Origin of the sequence: Flagellimonas nanhaiensis (genome assembly GCF_003382275.1) — a bacterium.
Lineage (GTDB): Bacteria > Bacteroidota > Bacteroidia > Flavobacteriales > Flavobacteriaceae > Flagellimonas > Flagellimonas nanhaiensis.
This window is the reverse complement of the sequence record NZ_QTJX01000002.1, coordinates 410,736-434,036: the sequence shown is the minus strand read 5'-3', so window position 1 is coordinate 434,036 and position 23,301 is coordinate 410,736. Positions and strand designations below refer to the sequence as shown.

Below are 23,301 nucleotides of genomic sequence, written 5' to 3'. Positions count from 1 at the left end.
TAGCATGAAATTTCCAGAAATTAGTTTTTCAGTTTAATGGTCTTCCCTTTTTGGGCACTTTTACGAGCGGCATCTAAAATCTCCACAACAATGAGGTTGTTTTCCAAAGAGGAAAGGTCATGTTTGGAAAGGGTCAGTTTGCCCCTGATTACAGCCGCCAGCATAGCAAAAGGATCATTGTTTGGGGATGCGAGCTCCTCCAAGGTAAACTGTTCTTCCTCATAACCATCGTACCCTTCTGCCATCCGAATACGAAGCGTATTTCGATTATCTGCATAAATAGCTCCAGTGAGACCGTAGAGTTCCATGTCCTTTCTTCCCATAGGCCAATTCCATGAAGGTTCCAAGATGGCTTGGGAATCATCATAAGTTAAAATAATGGTGGCATCGTCATCCACTTTGGGATTGTTTTCGGGCTGCATTTGCTGGGTCACTGCGGTGACCGTGTTAGGTCGCTGGCCGTTTTTTAGCCAGGTCATTAAATTGGCTCCATAACAGCCAAAATCTGTGATTGCTCCACCTCCGTTAAGGATTGGGTCTTGCAGCCATTCTAAAAACTCTTTGTTCACTCCTATTTTCACAGGCCCGCGGTGACCATCCCTAACAATGACCTTTCGGAGGTCACCAATTTTCCCTTGATCTAACAGTTCCTTGGCTTTATGATTGGTGGGATACCAAGTTGTTTCATAATTGGTCAACAAATGGATGTTGTGTTTTTTTGCCAATGTGGCCATCTTTTGAGCGTGGTCCACGTTTACTGCAAGTGGTTTTTCAACCATTACGTGAACACCTTTTGGGGCACAGGTTTCCACCACTTTTAAATGATCATAAATGGTGCCGAAGGCGGTTACCGCTTCAGGATTTGTGGCGGAAATCATTTCTTCTAAGGTATCGTACACCAAATCCATGGAAAAACCGTGTTGTTCGGCATAGCGTTGGGCCAAATCTTTGTTGGGTTCGGCAATACCCACAATTTCAATATCGCCAATATCCTCCCTGCCCAGAATCCAGTGCACATGGGTATGGGTGAGTCCTGCGACCCCAACCCTTAAGGGTTGTTCTTGAGAAAATCCGGAATGGGGAATCATAAGAAAATAGAGAATTATTATGATGAATATGCGTTGCATGAACTATGGGTTTAATGATAATCTTATAAAAATAAGAAGGAATTACCCAAGTTGCCCCAAGTAAGTTTGCATGGCCACAACTTTGGCGAACTCATCCTTAAGATTGGCCAGGGCAATGTTATGGGCAAGTTCCGCACTAAAATCCTCGCCGTTCACTCCTTTTTTGTTGAAAGCTGCCGTGGCATCAGCGATTAGGGTGACATTAAATCCAAGATTGGCGGCCATTCGAGTTGAGGTAGAAATACAGTGTTCCGTAGTAAGGCCTACAATGACCACATCAGTTATGTTTTGGGATTTTAAGCGTTCTTCCAAGTCTGTGCCAATAAATGCACTGTTCACATGTTTTTGAATAATTGGTTCGTTTCCTTCGGGTTGGACCAAGGGGTTGAACGCGTAGGTTTTTTTGGATGGATGTAAAGGAGACTCAGGATTTGTGGAGGAATGCTGGATATGGAAAATGGGCAGTTGCTTTTCCCTGAAAGCGCTCAATATTGTTTTACAATTGGTTTCGGCTTGGGGATTGTTGCGTTCTGTACCATAAAAGTCTATTTGTTGTAGACCTAATTGAATGTCGATAAGTAAAAGGGCGGTCATTTTAAGGTGGAATTAGACCTTAAAATTACGGATTAAAACCTGAATCCGATTGATAATCCTCCTCGGTACATGAAGGTATCCTGAAAATCTTCAGGGTTAATGTTCCTGCCAAATCCCCCAAAGATTTCGAGCGTGAATCTCTGATCGCGGGTAGACCACTTATTGCCCAGTCCCAATCCCAGTGCTACGGTACTATACTCCTGGTTTCTTGGGTCATTTTCTCCAAGTTCATCATCCTCTCCGGTATAATAAAGTCCAAAGGCTTCTGCAAAGAAACCACTACGGGGCTGATAGCCAAAATAGGCTCGTAGATTGGGTCCAATTCCAAAATTGCCATTGTAGTCCGTAGTAGCGTCATTATCAAAATACACCGTAGCTCCGATACTGGTGTCTTCACTAAAATAGTATTCGTAGGAACCTTCCACTGTAGTTGTGGCCAAAAAAAGTCCAATATTAAACTTCAATTCATTGCTATTGTCAAAACGGGGATATGCCTGGGCCATGATAAAATGTCCCGATAGGAAAATGCCCAAAAGCAGTATTTTTTTCATGATTGTGAGTTTAATGTCCCAAATGATAATCAACAAGCGTTCCAAAAACAAAGTTACGGCATGTGTGAATAAAGACCATTTTAAGAACCGAAATGCAATGGTTATTTTTAGGCAAAATTTTAAGATGAAGATAGTATCGTACAATGTGAACGGAATCCGAGCGGCCATGAACAAGGGTTTTACCGATTGGTTAAAATCGGTTGACCCAGATGTGGTGTGTATCCAAGAAACCAAGGCCATGAAGGAACAGGTAGATGTTTCCGCCTTGGAAGAGATAGGTTATCCTCATCATTATTGGTTCAGTGCGCAAAAAAAAGGGTATAGTGGAGTGGCATTGCTTTGCAAAGAGCAGCCCGATCATGTTGAGTACGGTACAGGAATCGATTATATGGACCATGAAGGTCGAAATCTTAGGGCAGATTTTGGAGATTTGTCCGTGATGAGCATGTACCTGCCCTCTGGGACCAATATAGCCCGATTGGAGCACAAATTGATGTACATGGCCGACTTTCAAAAGTACGCTGATGAGCTAAGAAAGGAGCGTCCAAATCTAATCGTTTGTGGAGACTATAATATTTGCCATGAGGCGATTGATATCCATGACCCGGTCCGGAACAAAAATGTTTCGGGATTCTTGCCCGTGGAACGGGAATGGATCGGAAATTTTATCAATAGTGGGTTTATTGATAGCTTCCGGCATTTCAACAAAGAACCCCATAATTATACCTGGTGGAGCTACAGGGCCAATGCCAGGGCCAATAACAAAGGCTGGCGGTTGGATTATGGCATGGTCAATGAATCCCTTAAGGATAGACTAAAACGTTCTGTCATTCTTTCGGAGGCCAAGCACAGTGATCACTGTCCTATCCTGCTCGAGGTCGAAAAATAACAATTGCTTTAAACTTTGGTGACTGGAATCATATAATTTTACCAGTCTTTAAGCTATGAAACTATGAAGTATACCCGCATTCCGCATACTGATATAAGAATCAGCAAGATTTGTTTGGGAACCATGACCTGGGGTCGTCAGAACACAGAAGAGGAGGGTCATGAACAGATGGATTATGCCTTGGATCAAGGCATCAATTTTTTTGATACTGCAGAGCTATATCCTGTTCCGGCCAAAAAGGAGCTGTATGCGGTAACCGAAGAGTTTATTGGAAATTGGTTCAAGAAAACTGGTAACAGGGATAAAGTGGTATTGGCCACAAAAATTGCTGGAAGAGCTGATTTTACCAAACATATTAGGACTACAGGTTTCAGTAAGGATTCCTTGGTGCAGGCGGTAGAGGGAAGCCTCAAGCGCTTGCAAACAGATTATATTGACCTCTATCAGTTGCATTGGCCCGAACGAAATACCAACTACTTTGGAGAACGTGGTTTTGATGCCCATATCATCGATGTTTGGGAAGATAACATCCATCAGGTACTGGAGACGCTTCGCGACTTGGTTGCTGAAGGAAAAATTAGACATGTGGGACTGTCCAATGAGTCACCTTGGGGAACAATGCGCTTTCTGGAAGAAAGCAAAGTGCATCAAGATTTACCGCGAATGTTGACCATACAAAATCCGTATAGCTTGCTCAACCGACTTTTTGAAGTGGGCCTATCTGAAGTGTCCATGAGAGAAAGTATTGGGTTATTGGCCTATTCACCATTGGGTTTTGGAGTGTTGAGCGGCAAGTATTTAACCGAAATACCTCCAAGAAAGGCAAGGATGACCTTGTTTCCGAATTATAGCAGGTACAGTGGTGACACCGCTACCGAGGCCACCAGAAAATATCAGCAATTGGCCCAAGAACATGGCCTCAGTTTAGCACAAATGGCATTGGCATTTGTAAATACCCGGCCTTTTTTGACCAGCAATATTATTGGGGCGACCACATTGGAGCAGCTCAAGGAAAATATTGAAAGTATTGATGTGGACCTTTCTGATGAGGTGTTGGACGGGATTGAGGCCATCCACAAGGAAATTCCGAATCCGGCTCCGTAGTTATCCGAATAGGGCTTCTACCACATCCTCAATCTTGGAAACCAGTTCCACCTGGATGGAAGTCTTCTTCAAGCCCATTTTATTGTTTTTAGAGACAAGGATTTTGGTAAAGCCCAATTTTTCAGCTTCAAGGATACGCTGGTCTACGCGTTGAACAGGACGAATTTCTCCTGCCAGACCCACTTCTGCAGCAAAACATACTCCTTTCTCAATTGGAATGTCTGCATTACTGGATAAGATGGCCGCCATCACTGCGAGATCTATTGCCGGGTCATCCACAGAAATACCTCCGGTAATGTTTAAAAAGACATCTTTTGCCCCTAGTTTAAAACCGGCCCTTTTCTCCAAAACGGCCAGAAGCATATTCAATCGTTTGGCGTTAAATCCTGTTGCCGAGCGCTGGGGGGTTCCATAAACTGCGGTGCTAACCAATGCCTGAATTTCAATCAATAGTGGACGCATACCCTCTACTGTGGCGGCAATGGCTGTGCCACTAAGATTTTCATCGTTCTTGGAGATCAAAACTTCAGACGGATTATTGACTTCTCGAAGGCCGCTTCCCTGCATTTCATAAATGCCCAGTTCCGCAGTGGAGCCGAACCTGTTTTTTAGGGAACGCAGAATACGATACACATAATTGCGATCGCCTTCAAATTGAAGTACGGTATCCACCATATGTTCCAAAATCTTCGGACCTGCAATGGTGCCATCCTTGGTTATGTGCCCTACCAAAATGACCGGGGTGTTGCTTTCCTTGGCAAATTTGATGAGCTCAGCAGCGCATTCCCGAATCTGGGAAATGCTTCCGGCAGCAGATTCGATATAGTCTGTGTGCAAAGTCTGAATGGAGTCTATGACCACCAAATCAGGTTCTAGGGCACTTATTTGCTGAAAAATACTTTGGGTCTTGGTTTCTGTTAGCACAAAGCAATTTTCGCTATTGGGTTGAATACGATCGGCCCGCATTTTAATCTGCCTTTGGCTCTCTTCCCCGGAAACATACAGTGTTTTGTAGGGCAACTTTAAGGCAATTTGAAGCAAAAGCGTACTTTTTCCAATACCTGGCTCACCGCCCAATAAGGTTAGGGATCCTGGAACCAAACCACCTCCAAGAACCCTGTTGAATTCTTGGTCCAAGGTATCCATCCTAAGCTCCTTTTCATGGGTAATCTCGGAAACCCTTAAGGGTTTAGAGGCTCGTTTTGCGGTGGATGTATCAGTTTTCCAATTTCTTTTTTCCTCTTTTTGTACCACTTCCTCCACAATGGTATTCCATTGCTTACAGGAGGTACACTGACCTACCCATTTTGCATATTGGGTGCCACAGTTTTGACAAAAAAAGGCTGTTTTGGTCTTGGCCATAACCTATGGTTCGGTTTTGGCTAAGATAGCAAAGTCCAATAAAGAAATAGGTCTTTTAGTATCCGAAGTCTGCTTTTAATGCGTCGATTTTTTCAAGGGCCATATCCTTGGTTAGAAAATCGATTTCTTCCAATTGAAATGCTTTTTCAAAAGTCTTGAATGCTTTTTTAGGTTCGCCCAATTCTTCATAATACTCACCTTCAAAATAGAAACCCATCATGGTATCTGGAAATTCTTTCTTGCAGAGTTCTGCCAGGGGTTTCAACGACTCAAAATCATCCTTTTTAAGACAAGCGGCATAAATGGCCATGATATCGTTGAGCTCCACCGGTTTTTCAAACCCAAAGAATTTTTTAATGGTATTGTACCTGTTTTCCAAATAGCTGAAAGCAGGCTCATCGGAAGTCAATATTTGGGTCTTGTATTCTTTTGGACTAATAGGTTTGAATACATTGAAGATGTTGTCAAAAGCTTTGCTTATTCCGTAGGCAGCAATGGAAGTGTGGTCGGCATCTTCATATTCATCAAAGGAATAGTGTAGGGATTCCTTGTTGATGGATTTTATGGAATGGTTCATTTGAAGGATACGTTGCCTGTCGTCCGTTTTTTCTTTTTCCACTACAACTGTATAGAAAATTTCTTGATCCAACGCAGATAGTCTGGCAGGAACCCTGCTTTCCATTTCTGTGGCTAATACTGGTGAAATGCTCAAATATGCATTAAAGAAAGACCTGTCCTTGAACAAAAAGTAATTCCCAAAGTTGGCGGTGATATCATACCCAACAAACATTTTAAAAGGTGCTATGTTATAGCTTGTTTCCAGGTAGGGAATGATTTCAGTTCCTAGGAATTCGTAAAAATTGGCTCCTTTTTCATTCGGGAGACCAGAAGTCTCATCGTAATCACAATCTTCCCATCTAAGATCATTTTCAGACTGATGAATTCCCACAACTATGGCTTGCGGCATACGTCCCTGGCTGCTATAGAATTTTGAATTGGCGACTACCAGGTCAAAAAGGTAGTCGGCATCGAGAACAACCAGAAGTGGGTATTTTTTTTCTTCGGAATAGTCCTCGGGAAAGTAATAGGAAACATCCCTGCGTTCTTGAAGTTTGAAGGACTCAAAAATCTCTTTTTTTACCTGTGCTCCAAGATTGAAACAGATTAAGCCTATTAACAGGAATAGACATTTTTTCATGGTTTTATGTTTTTGTTGGCAGGGGTTTACCGATTTCTATTCAATAACGGTAGGACAATAAAGGATATTGTGCCAAAAACTACGACCATTAAGGTCTGGGCGATCCACATGATCCACCCAAACGCATCACCGGAAACTGAGCCAACACCAAAAATGCCCAAAGCAGCACTTACGGCAATTGGATAGAGTCCAACACCACCATTGGTGGTGGACATGGCAAAAGCACCCCCAACAAAGGCAACTAAAAGTTCACTTAGCGATAGTTCCATGGTCTCGGGCACTGTATATTTAATTACCCAGAACATGGCGATATAGGAACCCCAAATAAGCAAGGTGTGAAAGATAAAGGGCCATTTTTTCTTCATCTTGAAAATACTGAGCACACCATCTAGCAGCCCATTTAAAAATGACTTTACCTTTAAGGCGAAACCGGATTTGGACTTTTTAATGATCCAGGTGGCCACGAAGAGCCCCAAAATTCCTGCGAATAGAATCCCAAAAGCTCCAATTAGGTTGACTCCATTGTCTTGAAGAAACGCTAAAATGATATCGGTCTGTAAAACCAATGTTATTATGATGATCAACAATAACATAAAAAGGTCTATTACCCTCTCCGTTACAATTGTTCCGAATCCTTTTTCAAAAGGTACATTTTCATATGTGGTCAAGGCGGTGGCCCTAAGAATTTCTCCTGACCGGGGAATACCTAGATTGGCAAAGTAGGAAATGAGAACAATCAATAGATTATTGGAAATCTTGGGTTTATAGCCCATGGGCTCCAAAAGATAATTCCAACGAACAGCACGGGAAACATGACTCAAAATTCCGATAACAACTGACAAAGTGACCCAAAAAGGGCTGGCATTGGAAATGTAATGTACAATTTGCCTTCTTTCTTCGGGGGTAGTTGATTGGTATGAGTACCAAACCAAAAAAAGCCCGAGGGCAATCGGGATAAATATCTTTAGAAATTTTTTCAGGGAACTGCTCAAAACTAGTTCAAAAGATTGGTTTCCTCGTTGGGGAATACCAATGCTGGATTAAAGGACTTTGCTTCTTCAATGTCCATCCAGGCATATGTGATCAGAATCAGAACATCGCCCACGGCAACCTTCCGTGCGGCCGCACCGTTCAGTGTAAGTTCTCCAGAACCTCTGGGTCCCGGTATGGCGTAGGTTTCCAATCGTTCACCGTTGTTGTTGTTCACAATCTGTACCTTTTCTCCCCGTATAATATTGGCGGCATCCATCACGTCTTCATCAATGGTAATGCTGCCAATGTAATTAAGGTCGGCACCAGTTACTTTTACCCTGTGAACTTTAGATTTTACAACTTCTACTTGCATGGTGCAAAATTAATCAATTCAGTCTTAGATTATCTATCAATCGAACGTCATCTGCGTAAACGGCAATGAACGCTCTATATTTTCTATCCTCTTGTTTTTTGATCATTGGAGTCAAGGTATCTTCATCTGCAATTTGAAAATATTCCAAATCAAAAACAGTATTTTCGTTAAACTGGGATTTTACCCAATCCGCAATATCTTTAGCACTTTCCGTGCCAAATTTTGTTTTGGCAGTCTGTAGGGTTTCATAGATAAATCCAGCTTCTTCCCTAGTCGTTTTTGACAAGCGTTCATTACGTGAACTCATAGCCAATCCGGTGGGCTCCCTTTCAATGGGGCAACCAATGATTTTAAAGGGTAATTCTTTGCATTCCACCATTTTTTTAATGATTTGGAGTTGTTGAAAATCCTTTTCTCCAAAATACGCCTGGTCGGGAGATACTGCGGTAAGCAGAAGTTCCACGATAGTGCCGACACCATCAAAGTGACCTTCTCTAAACTCCCCTTCCATTACTTTGTCCAGACCGTCGAACTCATAGGTCTTAGATTCAACATCCGAGCCATAGATATCTTTTGCCGAAGGAGCAAATACGATTAGATCATCGGACACGAGCTCCAATATTTTTAAATCTTGCTCCAAGTTTCTCGGATATTTTTCAAGGTCGTCCTTTTTATCAAACTGTGTAGGGTTCACAAAAATGCTCACGACCACCCAATCATTTTCCAATAACGCCCTTCTAACCAAAGAGATATGTCCTTGGTGCAGAGCTCCCATGGTAGGGACCAAACCTACTGAAACAGTGCTTTGTTTCTTGCCCTGTAAAAAGCCCTTTAGCTCCCTTTTTTGGTGAAAAATGTGCATGTTGAGGTATAAAAACGCGCAAAAATACTATAAATACTGGTAATCGGCATAATTTTTGTAATTTTGCAGCTACGTTTTTCGGATAAGCAAAAGATAGTGTTTATGAATGGTAAAAAGATATTGTTTGTATCTTCTGAATTAGTGCCTTACCTCCCAGAGAATCCAGTTTCCTTAATGTCTTATGAAGCGCCTCGAATGGTCAATAGCAGTGGAGGGCAGATTCGCATATTTATGCCAAGGTATGGAAACATCAACGAGCGAAGACATCAGCTGCATGAGGTGATTCGTTTATCAGGGATGAACTTGGTGATCAATGACATGGATATGCCCTTGATCATCAAAGTAGCTTCTATTCCCAGAGAGCGCATACAGGTATACTTTATTGACAACGAGGAATACTTTAAAAGAAAGGCAACTTTTGCAGATGCAGATGGAAATCTTTTTCCCGATAATGACGAACGAGCCATTTTCTTTGCAAAAGGGGTTGTTGAAACGGTAAAGAAGCTAAACTGGTCCCCTGATATCATCCATGTGCATGGTTGGATGGCCTCCTTGCTTCCTCTTTATCTTAGAAAGTATTACGCTGATGAACCACTATTTGCTGACAGTAAGATAGTCACTTCGGTCTACGGTCAAGGTTTTGATGGGGAATTGGATCAACAAATGATGAATAAAATTGCCTTTGATGGAATTGAAAGAGATAGCATTGAGTCCCTTTCACAGCCTGACTATAATAATTTGTTAAAAGTAGCAGCGGATTATTCCGATGCCATTATTTTAGCCTCGGAAGAGGTGTCTGATGACTTAAAAGATCATATTGCCAGCCTTTCCAAACCTGTACTGCCCTATGTTTCGCTTCAAGAAGCGGAAGAGGCATACACTAATTTCTATAAAACAGAAGTTCTAAAATAAATTGCATGAAATTTTTTGGAATTATAAAAGCTTCGGCCTTGGTTGGAGCTTTGTTGGTACTGTTCGCTTCTTGTGAGGAAGAACAACTGAGGACGATTGGAGAGGGAGTAATAGGAGGAGAGCCCTTTAATACCGGAAAAGAGGTGTTCAATGTTTATGCTTTCAACAGAGGAATAGAAGCTGTACAGACCAATAGTCTGCCTTTATATCAATTAGGGACCTACAATGACCCTGTTTATGGAAGAAGGACCGCCAATATAGTTTCCCAAGTGTCACTTTCCAATGGGCAAGGCGCTCCTGTTTTTGGAGATATATCCCAATCAGCAGAGGATGTAGCGGAAACAGATGGAGTTGAGGCTACTGTTCCAGAGAATGAGACGGTAAAAGAAGTTTATCTACATATTCCTTTTCAACAACCACCTACATCTCTTCGTGATAGTGACGGAGATGGTGTACAAAACGAATTTGATAACGATTCCAGTGACCCAAATACCGATGAGGATGGAGATGGGGTTACGGACAATGAAGAGCGAATTATTGGTTCTGATCCGTTCGATGAGAATTCAGATGGTACGGAAGAAGGGTTTGTGGCCAATACTTTCAGAAATACTTTTGATTTGGACAGTATTTTTGGAAAAAGAGATCAGTCCTTTGACATAACCGTTTCCCGATCTACATTTTTTCTACGGGATTTAGATCCGAACACCAATTTTGAGGAAGCTCAAATGTACTATTCAAATCAGGATTTTTCCAGTTTTGCAGGTCCTGAGCTTACTTTGGCCGGTGAAAAAACACTTTCTATTGATAATCAGGAAATGTTGTTTTTTGCCGAAGATGACCCCGAGACCACCGATGTGGATGAGTCCGAGACTGTTGTAGCGAACAGGCTCCCTCCAGGGATACGGGTACGTTTGGACAATACTTTTTTCCAAGAAAATATTCTGGACAAAGAGGGCCAGGCAGAATTATTGAGCCAAAATAATTTCAGGGAGTTTTTTAGGGGAATCCAAATCTCTATAACTTCAGAGAATGACGAGGAACCATTGATGTTCTTGTTGGATTTGACCCAAGCTACGATTACCATTACATACGAATATCAGGATTACAATACTACGGACAACGTAGTTGAGACTGCTGAAAGAGATTATGTTCTTAATCTATTGCTCAATAGTAATGGACAGATAGTGGGTAATGCGGTGAACACGTTTACCAATGAAACATTATCCCCTGAAATTGCCAACGCCCTGGATAATGGAGAGAATGCCTCAAGGCTATATTTAAAAGGAGCGTCTACCATAACGGAGATAAGACTCTTTGATGAACTGGAAAATGGAGGAGGAGATATAATAAATCAAATCAAAGCCAATAATTGGATTATCAATGAAGCAAAATTGGTATTCCATGTAGATAGAAGTGCTTTTGGCAACTCCAATGAAAGTGTTTTTGAACCGCCCAGATTATACTTGTACAATGCCGAGACCAATCAACCCTTGTACGATTTGTTGACAGAGAACAATGTTACTGACGAACCTCTTGGCGTAGTTCTAAATCATGATGCTATTTTAGAAAAAGAGAATGGACTTGGGTCAAAATACTCAATACGAATTACCGAATACATCAACGATATCATAGTGAGAGATTCCGTTAATGCCAGACTTGCACTAACTGTTACTTCCAACATAGGGCTCACAGCTGTGCGTGAATCGGTTGCCACTGCAGACCCAACAGAAGTGGACCTGCCGCTTATGTCCACAATCAATCCTTTAGGAACCGTGCTTTTCGGGAGCGATGTAGAGGCTGACAACGCCGATAAGAGAATGCAATTGGAGATTTATTTTACCGAAGCTAATTGATTCTGTGCTGTTTACAGACTTTTTATGTCATACGACACAAAGAATTGACATTATTGGTTAATTCAGACTAATTTTATAATCCAAATGAACACGTAGTTAACTAAAAACCTATTTTATGTGTGGAATTGTAGGCTACATTGGCCATAGAGATGCTTACCCCATAATAATTAAAGGATTACAACGGTTGGAGTATCGAGGATACGATAGCGCCGGAATTGTTCTTTTTGATGGTGAAAACAGCCATCTGTCCAAGACAAAAGGTAAAGTTGAGGACCTCAAGAAAAAATCAGAGAATACCATTGACTTAAATGGTAAGCTTGGTCTGGGACATACCCGTTGGGCAACCCACGGAGTTCCAAATGATATTAACTCCCATCCTCATTATTCCAATTCTGGTGATCTGGTGATCATACATAATGGAATTATAGAAAATTATGAATCCATCAAAAAGGCATTGATTGAAAGAGGGTATGTCTTTGAATCTGATACCGATACCGAAGTATTGGTAAACTTGATTGAAGAGGTCAAGAAGAAGGAAGGGGTCAAACTTGGGAAAGCAGTACAGATTGCTTTAAACCAAGTGGTTGGAGCTTATGCAATAGCAGTTTTTGATAAATCCAAACCAGATGAAATTGTTGTGGCCAAGTTGGGAAGTCCATTGGCGATCGGAATAGGAGAAAATGAGTATTTCATTGCTTCGGATGCTTCTCCTTTTATCGAGTTCACAAACAATGCGGTGTATTTGGAAGATGAGGAGATGGCCATTGTCCGAATCGGAAAGGAAATCAAACTAAGAAAAATAAAAGATGATGCCATAGCATATCCAAACATTCTTGAGCTCCAAATGAATCTGGAGGAAATTGAAAAGGGAGGTTACGACCATTTCATGCTTAAGGAAATCTACGAACAGCCCAGGGCTATTTTAGACACCTATAGAGGACGTTTGCTGGCGGATCAGGGAATCATCAAAATGTCTGGGATAGACCAGAACCTAGAGAAGTTCATGAATGCCAATAGAATCATTATTGTTGCTTGTGGAACTTCTTGGCACGCAGGTTTGGTGGCAGAATATATTTTTGAGGATTTGGCGCGCATTCCCGTAGAGGTGGAATACGCCTCAGAATTCAGATATAGAAATCCAGTAATCACTGAGAATGATGTCTTGATTGCCATTTCACAATCTGGTGAGACTGCGGATACCTTGGCAGCAATTAAATTGGCAAAGGAAAAGGGAGCGTTTGTTTTTGGGGTGTGTAATGTTGTTGGATCTTCTATAGCCAGAGAAACAGATGCAGGAGCGTATACGCATGCGGGACCAGAGATTGGGGTGGCATCCACAAAAGCCTTTACTACCCAGATTACCGTATTGACGCTTATCGCTCTTAAATTGGCTCACGAAAAAGGAACTTTCTCCACTTCCAAATATCATGAATATCTAGCTGAGTTGGAATCAATTCCAGCTAAAGTGGAAAAAACGTTGGAATCAAATGAATTGGTAGAGCATATCTCTGATATTTACAAAGATTCCAATAATTGTCTGTACTTGGGTAGAGGATATAATTTCCCGGTTGCATTGGAAGGAGCCCTTAAATTAAAGGAGATAAGTTATATCCATGCTGAAGGCTATCCTGCCGCGGAAATGAAGCACGGTCCTATTGCCTTGATTGATGAGCAAATGCCGGTTGTGGTTATTGCAACAAAGAAGGGACACTATGAAAAAGTAGTGAGCAACATTCAGGAAATAAAATCCAGAAGCGGACGGATCATTGCCATTGTAACCGAAGGTGATAAAACGGTCAAGGAATTGGCGGACCATGTTATTGAGGTTCCTGAGACGTCCGAATGTCTAACTCCATTGTTGACCACAATTCCACTTCAATTGCTGTCTTACCATATAGCAGTTATGAGGGATTGCAACGTTGATCAGCCTAGAAATTTGGCGAAATCAGTTACTGTGGAGTAACTTTTAGAAAATAGAGTTTAATATGAAATGGCGCTTAAATAGGCGCCATTTTTGTTAAATGTGCAGATAAAAGCCCTTTTTTTTACCAAAAAAGTATTATGCATGCATAATTTTTTTCGATTTTATGGAAACCAAGGGAAAAATAATGTATCTTCCACCCCTATAACTTAACGCATACTTAAATCTAAATTAACTCAAATTAAAGACCAATGAGAATACTCTTTATTGTTTCCCTGATGCTGTTCGGAGTGCTTTCCTATGCACAGACTTCAATACAGGGAAAAGTAGTTGACGCAAACAATGAACCCATTCCTGGAGCCAATGTGGTTTTGGTGGGCAAAGCCGAAGGAACCACTACCGACTTTGATGGAAACTTCACCTTTAATACTTCTGAACAACCGCCATTCCAGCTTCGTTTCACTAGTATTGGATTTTCCGATTTCATTGCAGAGGTAACTTCCAATAATCAAACATTAACGATAACCTTGAGCGAAGCATCAACTATCTTAGATGAGATTGTTATTTCCGCTTCTAGGACTCCGGAACGTATTTTCGAGTCCCCTGTTTCAGTAGAGCGATTTGGTTTAAATGAAATCAAAAATACAACGGCTGAATCCTTTTATGGGGGCCTTCAAAACTTGAAAGGTGTGGACATGAACACCAACAGTTTGACTTTTCAGTCCATAAACACTAGAGGGTTTGCAACCTTCGCCAACAACAGATTTTTACAGTTGGTAGATGGTATGGACAATACCGCGCCCGGTCTTAATTTTGTATTGGGTAATCTAGTGGGGATGTCAGAATTGGATGTTCAGAGTATTGAGATTCTTCCAGGAGCCTCCTCCGCGCTTTATGGAGCTGGTGCTTTCAATGGTATTCTCTTTATGAGAAGTAAAAACCCATTTGATTTTCAAGGGATAAGTGCCTATGCAAAAACAGGGATTACATCCCAGGAAGCTGCAGGAGACAATAATTACTATGATTTTGGTATTAGAGCGGCCCATGCGTTCAGCGACAAGCTTGCGGTGAAAGCAAACCTTTCCATCCTTAAAGGAGAAGACTGGCATGCAAATAGTGTAGTTGACTTTGGCAATCCCGGAGCTGATCGTTCCAACCCAGCGTATGACGGGTTGAACATCTATGGAGATGAAGTGTCGACATTATTGGATTTCGACGCGGCAGCGGGACTCCCAAGTGGTACAGTTGGCTCCGCTACGGTTTCCAGAACAGGCTACTCGGAAACTGTATTGGCTGATTACGATGCGGAAAGTATAAAAACTGATTTTGCAGTACATTATCGTCCATTCGGTGATGACTTGGAGTTTATTTATAACGGTCGTATCGGTAGGGGTACCACTATTTATCAAGGTGCGAACAGATATGCCGTAAGTGGATTTTCCATGCAACAGCATAAACTGGAAATTAAAAATGACAATTTCTTCTTGAGGGGTTATATCGTCTCTGAAAACTCTGGAGATGCATATGATACTCGATTTGCAGCGATTAATATTAATAGGTCTTGGAAATCGGATACGCAGTGGTTCACTGAATATGCAGGAACCTATATACCGGCATATTTGGGAGGAATACAACAAGGAGGATTGTCCCCAGAGGAAGCTTCTGCGCAGGCCCATGCAGCTGCTCGTCAAGTAGCCGATACTGGAAGGCTTATCCCTGGAACACCAGCATTCCAAAGCGCTTTTAATACCGTTACCAACGATGGTGATTTAACAACAGGAGCAAAATTCATTGACAATACTAAGTTTAGACATGTTAACGGAAATTATAACCTAGCACATTTGATTGATGATTGGGCTGATATCCAAATTGGTGGATCGTACAGAGAGTACGAATTGAATTCTGGAGGAACAATCTTTACAGATTTGGACGGACCAATTACTTATAATGAATATGGAGCCTATGCACAACTCCAAAAGAAGTTTTTGGATGATAGATTTAAATTCACAGGTTCTGCACGTTATGACAAGAACGAATTCTTTGATGGATTTGTTTCTCCCAGACTTTCTTTGTCTTATACCGCAGGAGAAAATAGAAATCACAACATTAGAGCTTCCGTACAACAAGGTTTTAGAAACCCAACTACACAAGATTTGTTTATTGGGTTAAATGCGGGTCGAGCTATTTTGGTTGGATCGGCTCCCGATAATTTGGACCGGGATGTAAGAACATTTGACGTCAGTGCCTCCGGTCAAGCACTTGCAGGTGGATCTACAGTTGAAGTGGTCGGTAGGGCAGCTTATGAGAATTCTTTCACCCTGAATTCTGTGCAGCGTTTTGGAGAAACTCAAAATCCATTGGATCTAGAAGCGGCTTCACCTGGTTTAATTCAACCTGAGGAAATTACTGCATTTGAAGCTGGATATAGAGGTCAGATAGGTAAGTTCACGATTGATTTGAGCGGATACTATAATAGTTATTCCAACTTTATTGCCAACGTTACTACCGTTGTTCCTTTTTATGGAGACTCCGGATTGACGCAAACAATCCCTGGAGACCCAAATAATACACCTGTGGCAATCGCTGCTATTGCCAATGGAGATTTCCAGGCTTATCAAACCTATACCAATTCTACGGTGGATATCAATTCCTATGGAGGTACTGTGGGAGTGGATACCAAGATTGGAGATTTTGATCTGGGAGTTAACTATACCTATACAGAATTGGATTTTGATGAAGCAAGGTTCCCAGATTTTAGAACCAACTTCAACTCACCCAAACATAAAGTAAAGGCTTCATTTGGAAACCCTAAACTTTTTGAGAACTTTGGTTTCAATGTAAATTACAGATGGAGCGATAGCTATTTTTGGGAAGCTACCTTTGCTGATGGTGATGTTCCTGCCTTTACCGTTCTAGATGCCCAGATTAACTATGCAGTACCCAGCATAAAGTCGGTATTTAAGTTAGGAGGCTCCAACATCTTGGGAGATGAATATTTTACCGCTGTTGGAACCGGAAACATTGGGTCTATTTACTATGTTTCTTGGACCATAAATCCGTAAAAAACAATTTCAAAATAACACAAAAGGCGCTGAGGAAATCAGCGCCTTTTTTCTTGTCAAAAAAAGAAGATATTAGTTTCAGATTAAAAAGGGAAAAGTATATCTTTGCAGCCGGAAAAAAAGCAGTTTTTTCCTCGTATTCAATTAAAAATAAACACAGTAATGTCTAAAGTTACAGGTAAGGTTGCCCAGATTATAGGCCCGGTCATCGATGTTGAATTTGAATCGGGAACAGAAATCCCAAAAATTTATGATTCCCTGGAAATCAAGAGAGAAGATGATTCCATATTGGTTTTAGAGGTTCAATCCCACGTTGGAGAGAATACCGTAAGGACCATTTCCATGGATTCTACGGATGGATTGAGCAGGGGAGCAGAAGTAACGGCTACCGGAAATGCAATCCAAATGCCTATTGGAGAGGATGTTTATGGAAGGCTGTTCAATGTGATCGGAGATGCCATTGATGGAATGGAAAACTTACCAAAAACTGGTGACAACGGACTTCCTATTCACAGGGAAGCCCCAAAATTTGAAGATCTTTCAACTTCAACTGAGGTTTTATATACTGGAATCAAAGTAATCGATTTGATTGAACCTTATGCCAAGGGAGGTAAAATTGGATTGTTCGGTGGTGCAGGTGTTGGAAAAACCGTATTGATTCAGGAGTTGATCAACAATATTGCCAAAGGACACGGTGGACTTTCAGTTTTCGCAGGTGTTGGTGAAAGAACCCGTGAAGGAAACGACTTGCTTCGTGAAATGTTGGAATCTGGAATTATCAAGTACGGTGATGATTTCTTGCATTCCATGGAAGAAGGAGGATGGGATTTGTCCAAAGTGGATAAAAAAGCAATGAAGGAGTCCAAAGCAACTTTCGTGTTCGGACAGATGAACGAACCTCCAGGTGCCCGTGCCCGTGTGGCGCTTTCTGGATTGACCATTGCCGAGTACTTCCGTGATGGTTCAGGAGACGGACAAGGAAAAGATGTACTTTTCTTTGTGGATAACATCTTCCGTTTTACCCAAGCCGGTTCTGAGGTATCGGCTCTTCTTGGTCGTATGCCTTCTGCGGTAGGTTACCAACCAACATTGGCAACAGAAATGGGTGCCATGCAGGAAAGGATTACATCAACCAAAAGAGGATCTATTACTTCTGTACAGGCGGTTTATGTGCCTGCGGATGACTTGACTGACCCCGCTCCAGCTACCACATTTGCCCACTTGGATGCAACTACGGTACTTTCTCGTAAGATTGCCGAGCTTGGTATTTATCCAGCTGTGGATCCATTGGATTCTACTTCTAGGATTTTGACCCCTGAAATTTTGGGCAAAGACCACTATGAATGTGCACAGCGCGTAAAAGAGTTGTTGCAAAGATATAAGGAGCTTCAGGATATTATTGCCATCTTAGGTATGGAAGAACTATCTGAAGAGGATAAATTGGCCGTAGGTAGAGCTAGACGTGTACAGCGTTTCTTGTCTCAACCTTTCCATGTTGCAGAACAGTTTACCTCTATTCCTGGTGTCTTGGTTGACATTAAGGACACCATTAAAGGATTTAACATGATTATGGATGGAGAATTGGATCACCTTCCAGAATCTGCCTTTAACCTTAAAGGAACCATTGAGGACGCTATTGAAGCAGGAGAAAAAATGCTTGCAGAAGCTTAAATTAGAATTGAGAATCTAGTATCGAGTAGTTAGAATAGTCTCAGTACTCAAATCTCAAATCTCAATACTTAAGAAGTATGTATTTAGAAATAGTATCACCAGAAGCAACATTGTTCTCAGGAGAAGTAACTGCGGTTACAGTACCTGGTGTGAACGGGGAATTTCAAATGTTAGAAAACCACGCCCCGATTGTTTCCTTGTTGCAAGAAGGTAAAGTAAAGGTCAAGGGAGAAATCTCCATTGATGAGGAATTCCAGAGCAAATTTACCAAAGGCGCAGATGGAGAAACGGTACTCTCCATTATCAGCGGAACGGTAGAAATGAAGGATAACAAAGTTATTGTTCTAGCGGACTAGGAATATTGAACCGATATACAAAAAGAAGGGGCGCTCATTAGAGCGCCCCTTCTTTTTATAATACTATCAAACGCCAGGTTGTATTTCCAGATTGGTAGACCGCAAGGTTTTTGAACCCAATTACCTCATGTGCCATGAGCGATCTTTGGTTTTTTTCATCTACTTCAGTAATAATCTTGTCAATCCCAAGAGGAAGACATTTTTTCATTGTTAGGTACAGCTTCCTAAAAACACCCTTTCCCCGGTGACTCTTGGCAACGCAGATTTGACCCATCACCATATAGTTGGATTTACCTAGTAATATTTTATTGATTTCTGCAAACATTGGTTTTAGAACTTCAATAGATTCACCAAATTTGGGATGCATGCACAATGCATAACCAATGACTTTTTCGTTATCCAGAGCTATAATGTGGCCACATTCATCATTCATTTCTTTCAAAATTTCCATGGAATGTTCAACAGTAACAAAACCTTCTTTGCTCTGTTCCTGAAAGGATAGGTTTATGGGCAGGTTTTCTTGTTGAAGTAAAAGAATTTGTTCAAGCTCATCCTTTGTTGATGCCTGTTTATAGCGTACCATATCCAACAAATTTAATCAAAGATAGTACCTTTGAAATAAGGCAAACCTGCCAGTTTTTAGATAATGAGGAGGGAAAGTTTGCAAGGTATCAACTAATTGAATTGGTAGACCATATCAAGGAACATGTAAAGGTTTTAAAACTTCAAATCCTATATTCGCAAAACAATTTGCATTAAGATTACAGGAAAAGGAGTTTGATATTAAATCAACAAAGTGTTACACGTGATTTTAGAATTTAATAATGGGTAAAGATTGGGTTATTTTGGGCACTTTCGAGTTTTTGGCTGACGTGCAGATCATTAAGGGCAAATTAGAATCGGAAGGGATAGAAGTCCGTTTAAAAGACGATAACACGGTTAGCGTAGAACCTTTTGCAAGCAATGCACTTGGAGGTGTAAAATTAATGGTCCATAGATATGATGAAAAGGAGGCCAAGGCTATATACAATGAGATTAGGAACTATGCCACGGACAAGGATGGCAACTTGATTGTATGTCCCATATGTGGAGCTCAAAAAAGTGAAGTTTACTACGCAAGAAAGACGATTTTGTACAAGCTTTTCCCCTTTTTGGAGCCCAAAAAATATAAATGCAACAACTGCAACTTTCTCACTAAAGCAAAAAAATGAAATTATTAGGTAATTGAAGGAGAGAGCGAGTTATTAGTTCCGCTGAACGATACTGATATAATTTTTGACTTGTGGTGGAATCATTCTAATCGCTGGTAAATAAGTCCTCTGCCTACTGTGTACTCCAGTGCATAATGATTCTCTAAATAGGAATCAATGTACTCGTTGTAATCCATCAACTTCTTATCGAATATTTTCTTGCCCTTTCGGGCCACCAATGTCTTGGGTTTAATAACCTCTAGAATATACCGCAGTTCCTCTAGGCCTGTTTTTCTGGGGTTGTTCATATATGGAAATAGTTCCTCTCTGGTTATGTTACTTGGATGGGTGGCCGCTTTGGTCGGGGGGTGTACGCCCAGTATCCAATATCCAATATGATATTCAGTGAAGAAGATGTTTTTAGTTTCAAGATTTTGGTTCAAAATGTAGTTGGGAACATCAATTCCCTCACCATTATAAAATGAACCCTTTTCAACTTTATGGTTGATGATATTGGCGTATTCCAGATAAGCTTCGGTTGGAATAAGAGCAAGAACCCCTGCGATTACCCAATTGAGTGCTTTTTTTGGTTGGGGTAGTTTGCCTATGGCTATCCCTATTAGAATCAACATAAATGGATAGAGTTGAATGAGGTAATGGCCATTCACTTTTCCAGCTTGCATGAAAGAAAAAGAAACTCCGATTACCATTATTGCCAAAAGCTGCTGTTGCTTGGATTTATAATCGATTACTTTTGACGCAAACCCTGCTACCAAGAGCCCAAGAATCACCAAAATAGCGGGAAGAGTTTTCAGCAGAGAATGCTGTTTGGATTCTGAATAAGCCAATGGAGCCTTAAAAATGGAAGTCCACCAAACGGATGTCGTCTCCTGTAGATAATAGGGAAGAGCCGTAAGCAAGATTAGGAGAACGAACCCTGCCCCCATAAGACTTAATTTGCCCAAAGTTGCCGAGTATTTTCTTTCAGAAAAGCCATTCCATAAAAGATATAGCCCTAAAAACAGAACAGCATAAGCCATATTCAGTTTAGACATTACGGAAAACCCAAAAAGAATCCCGATAACGAAATACCACGCCCAATGTTTTTTGGAAAACAAAACGTAAACACCCGCCATAAAAAAGAAAATACAAATGTGTTCTGACATCACCCCTTGAAGGCTCCCAAAAAGGCTTTGAAAGAAGACACAAAAGATTGCGCACCAAAAAGCAATCTTTTTGCTGGACATTTTTGTAGCTACTCCATAGGTAAATAACGCGGTTAAGGCCACCATTATAGTTCCTAGAAGTCGGATTGCAATAAAACTTTGACCAAATAACTTAATGGCAATACCAAAAAAAAGAAATGTGATTGGAGGTTTAAGGTCCCACAATTGGGTATAGGGTAAATATCCGTTGGCCCAAGACTGCCCCATGATTATGAAGGTGCTCTCATCCCTGTCAACATAATCCCTAAAAAAGAAAGGAAACCTTATGAAAAGTGCAATTAGGAGTAAAACCCAAAAAACTGTCCTCCAGTTTAAGCTTTCATAATTGGACAAATGAAAAAAGTTGGTTTTTTTGAGCACTTTAAGGATAAAGTTTTTGGCTATGACCATCGCAATATAGATAAATTAAGGGTTTTGGCGCCATGTCGATATCCTGCCTTTCGGTCTATAATGGTTCATTTTAGGATTTTTTCATTGAAGAAGAACGAATATCGGTTCCAACCAAAGAAAATATCCTAACTATCTTATCAAACCTAGAGGAAAGATTGCAAAACTGAATTTCCTATCAAAAATTAATGACTTTATTATAAGCACTTTTAAGCTTCTTAATTACAATTTCGATTTCTTCTTCATTTAAGTGCCCAAAACCAAAACGAATTGCACAGGTGTTTTTATCTTGATATAAAATGGTTTTTGGTAGAAATAAATCTAATTTCTCGGCTTCCTCGGCAAGTTTCACCAATGATATTGTTTCTGCAAATTGGAGCCAGATTGCCAAACCACCTAAGGGCTTTTCCCAAGTTGTGATACCTTCAAAATAATGGTTTAAAAAATGGCACAAACAGTCACGACGCTGTTTGTAAGTGACAATATTCTTTTTCTTAAGTCTATATATTTCGCCTTCAGAAATAAGTTCGGAAAGCATTTGTTCTTGTATTAGATCGCCTTGTTTGTCCAGTAATTGCAAATAGTTTTTAGCCTCAGAAATCAGGTTTTCCGGTGCTACTACAAAGCCCGTGTGAAAACTTGGAAATAACGACTGTCCTAACTTACCCAAATAAATAACATTTCCATTGACGTCTGCACTCGCCATGGGTAACATTGCAGATCCTTCAAATTGAAAATCATAATCGTAATCGTCTTCAATAATGGCAAAGCCATGTGTCTTGGCCAATTGCAACAACTGCAGTCGTCTTTGTGCACTCAACGTTACCGTTGTTGGGTAATCTCTATTGGCGCAAACATACACACACCGTATACTCCCTTTTACAAAATGCTTTTTTATATAGGCTATATTTAAACCGTCACTATCTACAGGAACAGTTCTAATTTTGGCCCCAGCCTGTTGAAAAATCATGTTGGTAGCATAATTACTCAACTCCCCGACCAACACCAAATCACCTTTTTTAATCAATAATTGTGAAACTATATACAGACTCATTTCTGTACTACGTGTATTCACTAGGTTACTTGGTTTTATATGAAATCCTCGTGTTACGTTTAAATAATTACAAAGTTGTGTGCTAAAAACCGAAGGAGTTAACGCATTTGTTCTATTCCATTTATTAACTAATGGTTTTCGTTTCATTGCAGCACTATACCATCTTGAAAACTGGTGCACAGGATGCAGCCGTAAATCTGGTGTGCCGTCACTTATGGAATACTTTGAAGAAGTTACTTCTGCTGTTGAAGCCAAATGAAATGATTGCTGAAACGGGAAACCAGCAACCATTGGATATGTATAGGCCTGATGAATATGCTGAGCTGTTGCTTTGATTTTTACATTAGGTTCCTCTGGTACCAAAACAAAAGTCCCTTTATTGGCTATAATATCTACCCAACCTTGTGAAGCCAGTTCTTCGTAAATGGCAACAGCTGTATTACGATGAACATTTAACAACTGACTTAAAACACGTGTTCCAGGCAACTTACTACCTTTAGCCAAATAGCCACGTTGTATTGCATTTATAACTTGTTGTGCTACTTGTATATAAACAGGTTGTACGATAGTTTTGTCAAATGCGACAAGTTGTTTTAATATGTCATAAACCGGACTATTCATTGTTTTAAAACTGGAC

Annotated in this window: 20 protein-coding genes; 9 read left to right on the top strand and 11 right to left on the bottom strand. The window is 40.8% G+C overall.

Annotated elements, in window-relative coordinates:
• Positions 1 to 20 precede the first annotated feature (20 nt).
• The 3 genes from DX873_RS09445 to DX873_RS09435 are packed head-to-tail and all read right to left on the bottom strand — an operon-like array spanning position 21 to position 2,272.
• Positions 21 to 1,127, bottom strand: coding sequence for a Gfo/Idh/MocA family protein (locus tag DX873_RS09445; RefSeq protein ID WP_116184202.1), 1,107 nt, complete (start codon positions 1,125 to 1,127; stop codon positions 21 to 23).
• Positions 1,128 to 1,169: 42 nt separating this feature from the next.
• A complete protein-coding gene (locus DX873_RS09440; RefSeq protein WP_116184201.1) occupies positions 1,170 to 1,721 on the bottom strand; it encodes a cysteine hydrolase family protein in 552 nt (183 codons plus the stop codon).
• A gap of 32 nt (positions 1,722 to 1,753) precedes the next feature.
• Complete coding sequence (locus DX873_RS09435) at positions 1,754 to 2,272, bottom strand: hypothetical protein (protein WP_116184200.1); 519 nt, start codon at positions 2,270 to 2,272, stop codon at positions 1,754 to 1,756.
• Between the two features lie 124 nt (positions 2,273 to 2,396).
• Here DX873_RS09435 and DX873_RS09430 point away from each other — a divergent pair, with 124 nt between their 5' ends.
• Together DX873_RS09430 and DX873_RS09425 are read left to right on the top strand one after the other, a co-directional pair.
• Positions 2,397 to 3,161 (top strand): exodeoxyribonuclease III, encoded by a 765-nt coding sequence (locus DX873_RS09430; RefSeq protein ID WP_116184859.1) that lies wholly within the window; start codon positions 2,397 to 2,399, stop codon positions 3,159 to 3,161.
• 63 nt (positions 3,162 to 3,224) lie between these two features.
• Complete coding sequence (locus DX873_RS09425; protein ID WP_116184199.1) at positions 3,225 to 4,265, top strand: aldo/keto reductase; 1,041 nt, start codon at positions 3,225 to 3,227, stop codon at positions 4,263 to 4,265.
• On the opposite strand, the gene radA is transcribed toward DX873_RS09425, so the two are convergent.
• Genes radA through panC form a run of 5 tightly spaced genes read right to left on the bottom strand, consistent with a single transcriptional unit; the run spans position 4,266 to position 9,032 of the window.
• Positions 4,266 to 5,627 (bottom strand): DNA repair protein RadA, encoded by a 1,362-nt coding sequence (gene radA / locus DX873_RS09420; RefSeq protein ID WP_116184198.1) that lies wholly within the window; start codon positions 5,625 to 5,627, stop codon positions 4,266 to 4,268.
• Positions 5,628 to 5,682: 55 nt separating this feature from the next.
• Complete coding sequence (locus tag DX873_RS09415) at positions 5,683 to 6,825, bottom strand: alpha/beta hydrolase (protein ID WP_116184197.1); 1,143 nt, start codon at positions 6,823 to 6,825, stop codon at positions 5,683 to 5,685.
• 26 nt (positions 6,826 to 6,851) lie between these two features.
• Positions 6,852 to 7,817, bottom strand: a complete 966-nt coding sequence (locus DX873_RS09410; RefSeq protein WP_116184196.1) for a lysylphosphatidylglycerol synthase transmembrane domain-containing protein — start codon at positions 7,815 to 7,817, stop codon at positions 6,852 to 6,854.
• 2 nt (positions 7,818 to 7,819) lie between these two features.
• A complete protein-coding gene (panD, locus tag DX873_RS09405) occupies positions 7,820 to 8,170 on the bottom strand; it encodes an aspartate 1-decarboxylase (protein ID WP_116184195.1) in 351 nt (116 codons plus the stop codon).
• Positions 8,171 to 8,183: 13 nt separating this feature from the next.
• Positions 8,184 to 9,032 carry a pantoate--beta-alanine ligase gene (gene panC / locus DX873_RS09400; protein WP_116184194.1) on the bottom strand — a complete coding sequence of 283 codons (849 nt, stop codon included), beginning with the start codon at positions 9,030 to 9,032 and terminating at the stop codon, positions 8,184 to 8,186.
• A gap of 102 nt (positions 9,033 to 9,134) precedes the next feature.
• On the opposite strand from panC, the gene DX873_RS09395 reads away from it, so the two are divergent.
• From DX873_RS09395 to DX873_RS09365, 6 genes are all read left to right on the top strand, one after another.
• Positions 9,135 to 9,944, top strand: coding sequence for a glycogen/starch synthase (locus DX873_RS09395; protein WP_116184193.1), 810 nt, complete (start codon positions 9,135 to 9,137; stop codon positions 9,942 to 9,944).
• A 5-nt stretch (positions 9,945 to 9,949) separates the two neighbouring features.
• Entirely contained in the window at positions 9,950 to 11,797 is a 1,848-nt protein-coding gene (locus DX873_RS09390; protein ID WP_116184192.1) for a DUF4270 family protein, read from the top strand.
• A 115-nt stretch (positions 11,798 to 11,912) separates the two neighbouring features.
• Positions 11,913 to 13,760, top strand: a complete 1,848-nt coding sequence (gene glmS / locus DX873_RS09385; protein WP_116184191.1) for a glutamine--fructose-6-phosphate transaminase (isomerizing) — start codon at positions 11,913 to 11,915, stop codon at positions 13,758 to 13,760.
• A gap of 209 nt (positions 13,761 to 13,969) precedes the next feature.
• On the top strand, positions 13,970 to 16,780 hold the full coding sequence (locus DX873_RS09380) for a TonB-dependent receptor (RefSeq protein ID WP_116184190.1): 2,811 nt from the start codon (positions 13,970 to 13,972) through the stop codon (positions 16,778 to 16,780).
• 162 nt (positions 16,781 to 16,942) lie between these two features.
• On the top strand, positions 16,943 to 18,451 hold the full coding sequence (gene atpD / locus DX873_RS09370) for a F0F1 ATP synthase subunit beta (protein ID WP_116184188.1): 1,509 nt from the start codon (positions 16,943 to 16,945) through the stop codon (positions 18,449 to 18,451).
• 77 nt (positions 18,452 to 18,528) lie between these two features.
• On the top strand, positions 18,529 to 18,807 hold the full coding sequence (locus DX873_RS09365) for a F0F1 ATP synthase subunit delta/epsilon (protein ID WP_116184187.1): 279 nt from the start codon (positions 18,529 to 18,531) through the stop codon (positions 18,805 to 18,807).
• 55 nt (positions 18,808 to 18,862) lie between these two features.
• On the opposite strand, the gene DX873_RS09360 is transcribed toward DX873_RS09365, so the two are convergent.
• Positions 18,863 to 19,390 (bottom strand): GNAT family N-acetyltransferase, encoded by a 528-nt coding sequence (locus tag DX873_RS09360; RefSeq protein ID WP_116184186.1) that lies wholly within the window; start codon positions 19,388 to 19,390, stop codon positions 18,863 to 18,865.
• Positions 19,391 to 19,631: 241 nt separating this feature from the next.
• On the opposite strand from DX873_RS09360, the gene DX873_RS09350 reads away from it, so the two are divergent.
• Positions 19,632 to 20,018, top strand: coding sequence for a putative signal transducing protein (locus DX873_RS09350; protein WP_116184184.1), 387 nt, complete (start codon positions 19,632 to 19,634; stop codon positions 20,016 to 20,018).
• 80 nt (positions 20,019 to 20,098) lie between these two features.
• On the opposite strand, the gene DX873_RS09345 is transcribed toward DX873_RS09350, so the two are convergent.
• The gene (locus tag DX873_RS09345) at positions 20,099 to 21,613 is read right to left on the bottom strand and encodes an ArnT family glycosyltransferase (RefSeq protein WP_116184183.1); all 1,515 of its coding nucleotides are present in this window, start codon (positions 21,611 to 21,613) and stop codon (positions 20,099 to 20,101) included.
• 175 nt (positions 21,614 to 21,788) lie between these two features.
• Positions 21,789 to 23,285 carry an aminotransferase-like domain-containing protein gene (locus tag DX873_RS09340; protein WP_116184182.1) on the bottom strand — a complete coding sequence of 499 codons (1,497 nt, stop codon included), beginning with the start codon at positions 23,283 to 23,285 and terminating at the stop codon, positions 21,789 to 21,791.
• Positions 23,286 to 23,301 lie beyond the last annotated feature (16 nt).